Below are 9545 nucleotides of genomic sequence, written 5' to 3' on the forward strand. Positions count from 1 at the left end.
ACTTGGAATTAATTCGATCGAGCGGCTAAATGCCGTAACAAGGTCGCCAATGTTGGCGCAACTGCCTGATGGGAGGGATAACACAAACCAATACGACGGAACATTCTCGGACCATCAAATTTCACTTGCTTGAGCCTAGGCTCATCTTCAATCAAACCATCGGGTAAAAAACTCACGCCAAATCCGGCTAACACTAGCGACATCACTAGAGATTTTGACTCAGCCTTAGCGACCAAATTAAGCGACATATTGCTGCACGCCAATAAACCTATCGTTTGCTGATGGGCTTCACAGGGTGGGCACTCAATAAAGTCAAAGCCATTGAGCTGCTCGGGGCGTAGGCTATCTACTTGGGCGAGGGTATGATCCTTGGGGACGCAGAGCACATAATCCTCCTCCCACAGCGGAAAAAATACTTCATCTTCATGGCGCAAGCTGTCGATGCTTAAACGGCAATCTGCAGGGCTTTGATAGTCCACCAGTTCAAGATCTAACTTATCAATGGCTTGATTCACCTGTTGTAAAAATCCTGCCAAACGCCGCTGGCTTAAGTCTGGCATCACAGCCAAACGTAGCTTTTGCCGGCTTGCCTTCGCCATAAACAAGCCTGGTAACTTACTCGCCTCCTCGACTAATTTAACCGCCAAAGGGTATAGATAGTGCGCGCTGTCCAAAGGTTTAACGCCTTTTTTGCTGCGCTCAAATAACTGACCACCAAGCTCTTCTTCGAGTTGCTTTAACCCAGCAGACAGTGAAGGCTGGCTCACAAAGCAACGGTTAGCCGCCGAGGTAATATTGTTCTCTTCAAAAATTGCGATAAAGAAACGCAGTAAACGCAAATCGACCATTTAATCTTCTCCGACAACCGACGAGTTCAGCACAAATTTCAACAATAGTGCCATAGGCTGAGCCTATCATATCCAGCTGGAATAAGTATTTTTCGACTGAAAATCCCCAGCCTATACTGGTTAACAGGTTCAAGACGCCGAACAACAGTTTGTTTACGGCTTACATTGGCTCCAATTAATAGGAAATACTAATGAATCAAGTTACTAAATCACTGGTTGTCATCACAGGCGCCTCATCGGGTATTGGCGCCGCTATGGCCAAAAGCTTTAGCGCTGCAGGCCACCCGCTGCTATTACTGGCACGCCGAGTTGAAGCAATGCAAGCGCTTGAATTACCAAACAGCCTTTCTATCAGCGTCGATGTCACCGACGGCGCAGCTATTAAAACCGCCATAACCCAAGCAGAAGCACAATTTGGCCCGGTCGGCTGTCTTATCAATAACGCGGGAATCATGCTACTAGGCCAAATCGATGTGCAAGATCCCAACGAATGGAGCCGCATGCTCAATATCAATGTGATGGGCGTGCTTAATGGTATTCATGCGGTATTAGCCGACATGAAAGCTCGCAAAACTGGCACTATCATTAATGTCAGCTCAGTGGCGGGGCGTAAAACCTTTCCAAACCACGCCGCTTACTGCGCTACTAAATTTGCCGTGCACGCCTTAACAGAAAACATTCGTGAAGAAGTCGCCATGGATGACGTACGCCTTATCACTATCGCCCCCGGCGCAGTAGAAACCGAGTTGTTGAGCCATACCACCAGCGATGACATTAAAGCGGGTTACCATGACTGGAAAGAAGAAATGGGCGGCGTTATCGCCCCTGAAAATGTCGCCGCTGCTGCGTTGTTTGCATGGCAACAACCGCAAAATGTGTGCGTACGCGAAATCGTTCTAGCACCAACGCGCCAGCAACCTTAACAAGCAACATTACACAATAAAGAATATCAACCACGGCACTGACCGCCAGTGTTGCGGTTGAATCATGACTCACAAATGAGCTTGAGCTAACAATTAACCCAATGCAGCCGCAATAGACACAGGTGCAGACAATTAGACTCAGCCATTCTTCGGCCTTGCCCCAGTTTGTCTCATTGAGTGACTCAATACGGTAGTTTGACTCTGTTTACCCCCAAAATCATCTGATTTTTATGGCATTTATTTTGCGTAGTCATAGCGTGTTCAATTACGGCAATCAGTATGACCTCGGGCAAAATTTCCCAAACAGTATCCAATCCTTCATTCAACCGTTTACTCGGTGAAACCAGTGGCGCTTTTGCCGACTTAGGCACTTTTTTACCTTTAGTGCTAGGGCTAATTGCCCTCAATCAATTTTCGCCCCAAGGGATATTTTTGGGGTTTGGTCTATTCGCTATTCTCAGCGCGCTGTTTTACCGTCGCCCGATTCCGGTACAACCGATGAAAGTCATCGCTGCACTGGTGATCGCTCAGGGCTTAACCCCAGGCATGTTGCAGGCAAGCGCCATGTTGATGGGCATTATCCTGTTAATTCTCGCCTTTAGCGGCGCCATCACTTGGTTAGCCAAACAGTTATCACAAGCTGTGAGTGTTGGTATTCAACTCGCCATAGGTCTGCAACTGATGTGGATGGGCACTAAGATGATGAGTGAATTTTGGCTGGTTGGCGTGGGGGCATTTGTACTGTTATTTATCAGTAAATTTTTGCCGCTGCGCTACCTTGCCATGCCCTTAGTCATAGCAGCGGGGATGATTTGGCAAGCAAGTACACAAACTAATTTAGCCACTAACTTTGATATTCAAGCAGTGACAGCGCCATTTCAATTGGCTTGGCCGACATCAGTTGAATGGACCTCTGCCGCCCTTTTGTTGGTTTTGCCACAACTGGCATTAACTTTAACCAATGCGGTCATTGCCACGTCTGTAATGGCACAGGAGAAATTCCCTGAAGATGCCGCCAAACTCACGCCCAAAAACTTCGCCATAAGCTCAGGGCTTGCCAACTTATTGCTCGCGCCCTTTGGTGCCTCGGCCATGTGCCACGGTGCGGGCGGGCTTGCGGTGCAATACCATTTTGGTGCTCGCACTTATCTGGCGCCGTTAATTTTTGGCAGTACGTGCTTAATGATAGCCCTGTGCTGGGGTAGTCATATCGCTTGGCTATTAAGCCTTATTCCTATGGCAATCCTCGGCAGTTTACTGACCACTGCGGGGCTGCAACTGGCGTGGTCGAAACGCTTAATCGATGGTAAGCCCTTCTGTATCTTTGTGATTTTATCAACCGCGGTGACTTGCCTCGCCATCAACGCCGCTGCGGGACTTGCCGTGGGGATAATTCTGGAGCAAGGTCGCCGCACTTGGGCCATGTTGGCCATGCGTTAATCGCTTCCGACTCGCAGTAATAAGGGTTCCCAAAAACAAAAAGCGCGTTAAACAATGCGCTTTTTGTTAACCATTAAAACCTCTTCCAACAAAGCTACAGCAGGCTAAAATGTTCTTGCAGGATTGGTCGGTGTGTCCTTTTGCGCCAGCGCCCATTTAGCAATGGCATCTTTACGCATAAAGCCTACATTGGTGTGATCTTTAGCGTACTGAATAAACTTATCTAAAGCGGTCACAAGTCCAGGAGCGCCACCAATACGGTCGTGCACACTGATCGACATCATCCGTCGCTGCGTCGAACCTTCTTGATAGAGCATATCGAACTCATCCTTTAGTTCCTGCAAAAAGGCCGTGGCCGTCATAGCAGTGTTGCCACCAAAACGTCCGATATCATTGTTACGTAAAGTGTAAGGCACAACCGCAAAAGGCTTATTTCCTACTGGGATAATTGAAGGTTCGTCCCGCGATAGGTCATCGATGTGATAAATAAAACCTAAGTCCTGCAAAATATTGAGGGTTTGAGTACTATGGCGCATCCAAAAGGCATTAAAACCTAAGGGGCGCTGACCAGTGATCCTTTGCAGCGTCTCAATACTCGCCACATAGGAGGCGCGTTCCTCTGCTGGCGACATGCTGTACTGTGGCGTCCACGTTTGTCCGTGGCCCGAAATCTCATGCCCCTCATCTGCAACTTGTTTGGCAAGTTGAGGATGTAGCTCAGCGGCGCGCCCAACCATGTGAGAAGTCACCTTGATATTGTGCTTACGCCACAAGCGCAGCAGCCTTGGAATGCCTTCGTTCATACCGTAGTCGTACCAAGTCGGGGTGATGGTATCTGGATAGCCCTTTTCCATCGGCGGAAACGGCCCTTCGGCATTTTTATCTTGAGCACCTGCTTCAAACTGCATTGAGATTGAAATCACTAACTGCTCACCACTTGGCCAAAATATTTTGTTCATCCCACTGCCACCTGAACTTTTGGAGTCATTTTCTAAGGTATCTAATGATGGTAAACCAATAGCAAGCGCCGTTTGGCTTAGGCCGAACCCAGCAGCGATGGCGCCACCTGCCATTAAAAATCGTCGACGTTGATTCATGATTGAGTCCCTGCAGCTAATTGAGAAAATAGCGTTTGATAATCTTCGAGGTGCCAGTTATCTGTGATGAAACCATCCCGTACTCGATACATGTCAACAGCACGAAAATCGATTTTCTGCCCTTGGCCTTTTTGCTCACCAAAGACACCAGTAAAGCGGCCATTAAAACGCAGACGTACCACTGCACGATCGCCAACGACTAGCAAATGCTCAACTGAAACAGAGAGATCGGGGACCGCTGCCCTAAATGCCTTTGAGGCTTCGAGTGGACCCGTGATTCCCTGTGCGCGGCCAGCGGGCAGAGTACGGTCGATAAAACCAGTCGCCAATGCGCCGTGGGCAAAACTTGCATCGCCCGTGTGCCAAAAACTGGCATATAACAAAGCGGCGCGTGCGATAGCTTGTGCCTGCGGTGATTCATCAGAAATCGTTTCCATTGCCGCCACTTTTGGCACTAATGTCGCTCGCACTTTAGCACTATCCTGTGTTGTTGCCCCTTGAGCGGCTAACGCATCCATGCTCAGACTTGCTAAGCTAAAACCCACAATAGCGATACCTATAAAGCCTGAAAACCATAGACTTAAACTGAGCCAAGCGGGTAAGCGTTGAACATACAAAGTGTTAACCCGATCCATTATGCCACCTCATCGTCAGCGGATCGGATGACGGCTCTCAATGCTTCGTTGTGTGTAGGATAATCGGTATAACCCGCTGCACTACCGCCAAACAAGGGCCCTTTGTCGAATGCTGATAAAGGCAATTGATGCATTAAACGGTAAGGCAAATCAGGATTCGCAATAAAAGGTCGACCGAAGGCAACTAAGTCCGCATAACCGTTATCAATCACTTCATTGGCACGCGCCACATCATAGCGACCCGCAACAATAATGCTGCCCTTAAAGACTTTGCGCAGCTCGACTCTAAAGGATTCTGGCACCTGCGGCGCATCATCCCAATCCGCCTCTGAAAGGTGTACATATGCCACGCCCAATGCCGATAAATGCTTAGCCGCTAACAGAATAGTGTCTACAATTTCAGGACACGCCATATCTTTAAACGTCACGTAAGGGGCGAGGCGAACCCCGACTTTATCGGCACCAATTTTCGCACTCACGGCTTGGACAATTTCGAGTAAAAAACGAATGCGATTTTCCTGAGAACCGCCGTAGGCATCAGTTCTGTGGTTTGAATTGGTGCGTAAAAACTGGTCAATCAGATAACCATTGCCGCCGTGAATTTCGATGCCATCAAAACCCGCCGCAACCGCATTCACTCCCGCCTGTGCAAAATCGGCCACAACGCGGTCGATATCGGCTTGCACCATAGCCCTAGGTTCTGGGCAATCCACCATTTGCCCTTCAGGATGCGCTTCATCCACAATCCATACTTTTGTGCCAACGGGCGCAATGGCCGATGGCGCAATCGGGGCATTACCCTGCTGAAAAATCGGGTGCGATACACGGCCAACATGCCAAATTTGATTAAAGATTTTACCGCCAGCCTGATGCACTGCCGCTGTGACTTTTTTCCAGCCCTCAATTTGCTCAGCGGTATACACGCCCGGCGTAAATGAATAACCTTGGCTGTCATCGGAGATTTGTGTCGCTTCTGTGATGATTAACCCCGCCGAGGCGCGCTGAGCATAATATTGCGCCATCAGATCATTAGGAATATTACCTGGCTGCGTAGTACGCGCCCGAGTCATAGGGGCCATCACAATGCGATTGTTTAATGCCAGTGACGCTAATTTGTAAGACATGAATAGACTCATACACACTCCGAACCAGAAATTAAGATGAAACATCAGTGGTGCAATTGTGCATTAGATAATCTATATTGATAATCAGGCTATTATTAAAATAATTTTCAAAAATAATTTGATATGTATCATTTAAACGATCTGCAATTAGCGCTGCGTATCGCAGCCTTAGAGAGTCTCTCGGCAGCCAGTAAAGAAATAGGCATGACGCCGGCAGCGGCAAGTGCCGCGCTGCAAAGATTAGAGAAAAAACTAGGATGTCAGCTATTTGCTCGCTCGACGCGGCGCTTACAGCTCACAGAAGAAGGGCGGATCTTTCTCGATTCGGCGAAACCCGCACTGGCGATTCTCGAAACCGCCAGCGCCAATTTAGCCGAACACAGGGGTGAGCTTAAGGGCGAAGTACGCCTCGCCTTACCTTCGGATATTGGTCGCAGCCAGATCCGTGCTTGGCTCGATGAATTGATGGACAGCGCCCCAGAACTGACAGTGCAGCTGTATTTTGGCGATCATATGACAGACTTAATCGACCAAAATATCCATTTGGCTTTGCGCTATGGTCAACTTGACGACTCAAACCTTAAAAGGCGTCAGCTCGCCATGACCCCAAGGGTACTGGTCGCCTCACCCGCTTATCTGGCACAACACGGCACACCAAGCACGCTAAATGAACTTAGCCAACACGCAGTACTGATCTTAAATCGCGGCGGTGAGCCGTGGCAGAAATGGAAGTTAAGTCATAACGGCGCGCCCGTTGAAATCGAAGTCAGGGGCCAACGTTTCTGTAACGATGGCGCAGTGATCCGCGACTGGGCACTCTCAGGTCGTGGAATTGCCTATAAGAGTTGGCTCGATGTGGCGCAAGATGTGACCGAAGGCAGACTCCACTTAGTGCTAGCCGATAAAATAGCCCCGCCGATCCCGCTGCAATTGGTATACCTACAAACCGATTATCCCAGCCATAAGGTCCGTCGCACCATAGAGTTTTTAGTAGAAAAGCTCAGCCAGTTTTCCCAAAACTATCCACTGCCCTAAATTGCAAACGTCCAAAGTATCCTAATAGAAAACCACGATAAACAAGTGGTCATGTGAAGAAAATAACCACCATCAAGTCGTTGCTAAATGATAGAAAACTAAAAGTAAATATGCCTTATAGGTTTAATGTCGTTGAGATGATGTAGTACCTGTGTCAACCAAAATGTAAGGCCCGAATACTCGAAATCAACGTCACTAATAATGCAAACGTAATGATAAAGCTAAAACGATATCAAGCAATTACCACCAAAGTTGTATAAAAACCACTACCCTGTCAAAACAAATTCCTATAGCATCATTCACACCAATTAACATCGTCGTAGTAGCCAAGTCGAACAAGTGATTTATGTCTCGCAAACAACGCTACACATAAATACTCAGACGTTAAGTGAAAGCATAAATTCGAATATGGATAAGAAAGCGAAGAAAATATTATTCTCCACCTACTGGAAGAATGGATGGATAGACTCAAAAGATAGACTCTTATCTGATGGAGATTTTGAGTACGCAAAGTCACAAGGATTGATGTTTGATCCGATTTCGATTTCTCATGATGACTGCATAGATACCATTGCAAAAGTAGTAAAAACAATATCCAGAGCACAAATTGCTAAAGGTTTTTTAAGTAGCCTGACAACTCGCCGCTTAGACTTAAGATCTTCTTTATCATCCTATTCAATTGCCAAAAATATCCCAGAGCATAAATATACACCCGTTATATCCGGCACTTCATATTCCGACGGAAAACCAACTTCACACTCCTACACCTGCGGTGTATGCCGAGACAGCAAATACGGGATAAGGGGCAGTCACAACTATAACAACACAGATATAAACGTATTGAATTTCGAGCGTATCAAATGGGGTGGTGTCCGTCATGGCGATATTTTATATACATATTTTGACTTAAACCAATTTATAAATACGGATATCCCTGACCCAACTGATGAAGACTTAAATTGTTTCAAAGAAATATTAAGCACTATCGAAAGTTCGGAACCTACTGATTATCCCAGTGCCCTTAAAAAAAGATTGGCTAAGGTCGTAAAATCCAGTAGAGCAGAAAGGCAGGTATTAATAGAGATTTTAGCCAGTATTGGAGTGTTACGACCAAGGAGCTACAATCGCCCTTCTAAAGGCAAAAATGACTGGGTGTTCGCTGAGTATTGGCGAGGTGAAGATAAATACTGCCATAAAACTGTCGATGAATATTTTGGTAAATATCTACAGTTATGAATGAAGTGGATCAGAGATCAAGCGAAGGCTTTTCCATCCCAAAACTAACCGCAAATAAGGCGCGGGAATGACTAACTGTATCACAAAAGGTGCGTAATGCGTTTAGAATTAACTCTCAAGAACATGTTGGATAAAATTGAATCTTTAGATTGGAAGTGGGATGTATATATACCTTCTAATAAAGAAATTAATGACTCGATATTATGTCTTGTACTTGACGATGACACAGAAGAAGATCGTGGTAGTGATGATGAACCAATTTACCCAACATCTATTGGTTATAAAAGCTTCTTAAGTGTGTCAGATTTGCAAAGTATTAAGAGTAATTTGCTACAACAAAATTCTGAAGCTGGGTTAAATGAATTAATTAGTGCAGCAAAATATTATTATGAAAATGATGCTTTTATTAATATTAACCGCTAACCAATAAAAGCTGTCGGATGCTCCGGGCTAATGCGCACATTAAGGGTTACTCATAAGTGTATAACCCTATTCCTTGGGAAGAACGACTGTCACCACACAGCCCTGTTGCCAAGGGAGTAAAGCTTGCGTAGATTGCTGACAGTTTTCGATTTGAATGCTGCCGTGATGGCGGGTAACCACATCCTTACAGATGGCTAAGCCAAGGCCTAATCCCGCATCTTTGGTTGAGGCAAAAGATGCCATCAACTCACTCGCCTGCCCCTGTAGCCCTTCGCCATTATCAATAACTAACACTTTGATTTCATTTGGATGATAATAGATATCGATCCATAATTGACGCACACGATTATCGCCGCAGGTTTCTAACGCATCTAAGCTATTTTTTACTAAATTAACCCACATTTGGCTTAAACCAACGCTATCGCCCATCAGTTCAAAGGGCCTACCCTGCACTCGCACATTCACTTGCACATTCGCTCGGTCTAGCTCGCGCCGCAACAGAGCTAAAGCTTCTTTCACCACTGGCACTATATCTAACCGTCATTCCGCAGCTAATTCCAGAATTTAAATAGTGTGATCTGGCGATCAGCTTTTCATAAAAACTACGACACCATCTTGACCGCGATCGACAGTTTTGATCTATTACTGCTATTTGACGGTCTCAAAATATGTCTACCCATCCTGTTATTAAACGCTTAGATCACCTTGGTCTCATTGCCGCCTTTTGTCACGAAATTGGCCTGCCACGGATGATAGATGCCGTTATCCCAAAATATTCTGACCA

The 9545-nt window shown here is 46.3% G+C and carries 10 protein-coding genes and 1 pseudogene; 6 read left to right on the plus strand and 5 right to left on the minus strand.

Going from position 1 to position 9545, the window contains the following annotated elements; all coding sequences use genetic code 11:
* Positions 1-8: 8 nt before the first annotated feature.
* On the minus strand, positions 9-848 hold the full coding sequence (locus L5M37_RS22685; RefSeq protein ID WP_212600507.1) for a LysR family transcriptional regulator: 840 nt from the start codon (positions 846-848) through the stop codon (positions 9-11).
* Between the two features lie 191 nt (positions 849-1039).
* Between L5M37_RS22685 and L5M37_RS22690 the strand changes: the two genes are divergently transcribed.
* The gene (locus tag L5M37_RS22690) at positions 1040-1771 is read left to right on the plus strand and encodes an SDR family oxidoreductase (protein WP_105251250.1); all 732 of its coding nucleotides are present in this window, start codon (positions 1040-1042) and stop codon (positions 1769-1771) included.
* Positions 1772-2050: 279 nt separating this feature from the next.
* Positions 2051-3211 (plus strand): putative sulfate/molybdate transporter, encoded by a 1161-nt coding sequence (locus L5M37_RS22695; RefSeq protein WP_113940102.1) that lies wholly within the window; start codon positions 2051-2053, stop codon positions 3209-3211.
* Positions 3212-3315: 104 nt separating this feature from the next.
* Here the strand turns inward: L5M37_RS22695 and L5M37_RS22700 are convergent, their stop codons facing one another.
* The 3 genes from L5M37_RS22700 to L5M37_RS22710 are packed head-to-tail and all read right to left on the minus strand — an operon-like array spanning position 3316 to position 6079.
* Positions 3316-4308 carry a polysaccharide deacetylase family protein gene (locus L5M37_RS22700; protein WP_263201866.1) on the minus strand — a complete coding sequence of 331 codons (993 nt, stop codon included), beginning with the start codon at positions 4306-4308 and terminating at the stop codon, positions 3316-3318.
* Positions 4305-4943, minus strand: coding sequence for an ester cyclase (locus tag L5M37_RS22705; protein ID WP_263201867.1), 639 nt, complete (start codon positions 4941-4943; stop codon positions 4305-4307). The genes L5M37_RS22700 and L5M37_RS22705 overlap by 4 nt, the downstream gene beginning before the upstream one ends.
* Positions 4943-6079, minus strand: a complete 1137-nt coding sequence (locus L5M37_RS22710; protein ID WP_168825721.1) for an alkene reductase — start codon at positions 6077-6079, stop codon at positions 4943-4945. The genes L5M37_RS22705 and L5M37_RS22710 overlap by 1 nt, the downstream gene beginning before the upstream one ends.
* Positions 6080-6190: 111 nt before the next feature.
* Between L5M37_RS22710 and L5M37_RS22715 the strand changes: the two genes are divergently transcribed.
* From L5M37_RS22715 to L5M37_RS22725, 3 genes are all read left to right on the plus strand, one after another.
* Positions 6191-7102 carry a LysR family transcriptional regulator gene (locus tag L5M37_RS22715; protein WP_219234490.1) on the plus strand — a complete coding sequence of 304 codons (912 nt, stop codon included), beginning with the start codon at positions 6191-6193 and terminating at the stop codon, positions 7100-7102.
* A 408-nt stretch (positions 7103-7510) separates the two neighbouring features.
* On the plus strand, positions 7511-8338 hold the full coding sequence (locus L5M37_RS22720; protein WP_263201868.1) for a hypothetical protein: 828 nt from the start codon (positions 7511-7513) through the stop codon (positions 8336-8338).
* Positions 8339-8434: 96 nt separating this feature from the next.
* Positions 8435-8761: a hypothetical protein gene (locus L5M37_RS22725; RefSeq protein ID WP_173247240.1), complete on the plus strand. Its 327-nt coding sequence runs from the start codon at positions 8435-8437 to the stop codon at positions 8759-8761.
* 66 nt (positions 8762-8827) lie between these two features.
* Here L5M37_RS22725 and L5M37_RS22730 read toward each other — a convergent pair.
* A pseudogene (locus L5M37_RS22730) lies at positions 8828-9298 on the minus strand (sensor histidine kinase); the annotation flags it as partial.
* Positions 9299-9429: 131 nt separating this feature from the next.
* On the opposite strand from L5M37_RS22730, the gene L5M37_RS22735 reads away from it, so the two are divergent.
* Positions 9430-9545 (plus strand): DUF4277 domain-containing protein (locus L5M37_RS22735; protein ID WP_193167442.1); only part of this gene is annotated, 116 nt, incomplete at its 3' end.

Origin of the sequence: Shewanella sp. SM69 (assembly GCF_025653985.1) — a bacterium.
Taxonomy (GTDB): domain Bacteria; phylum Pseudomonadota; class Gammaproteobacteria; order Enterobacterales; family Shewanellaceae; genus Shewanella; species Shewanella oncorhynchi.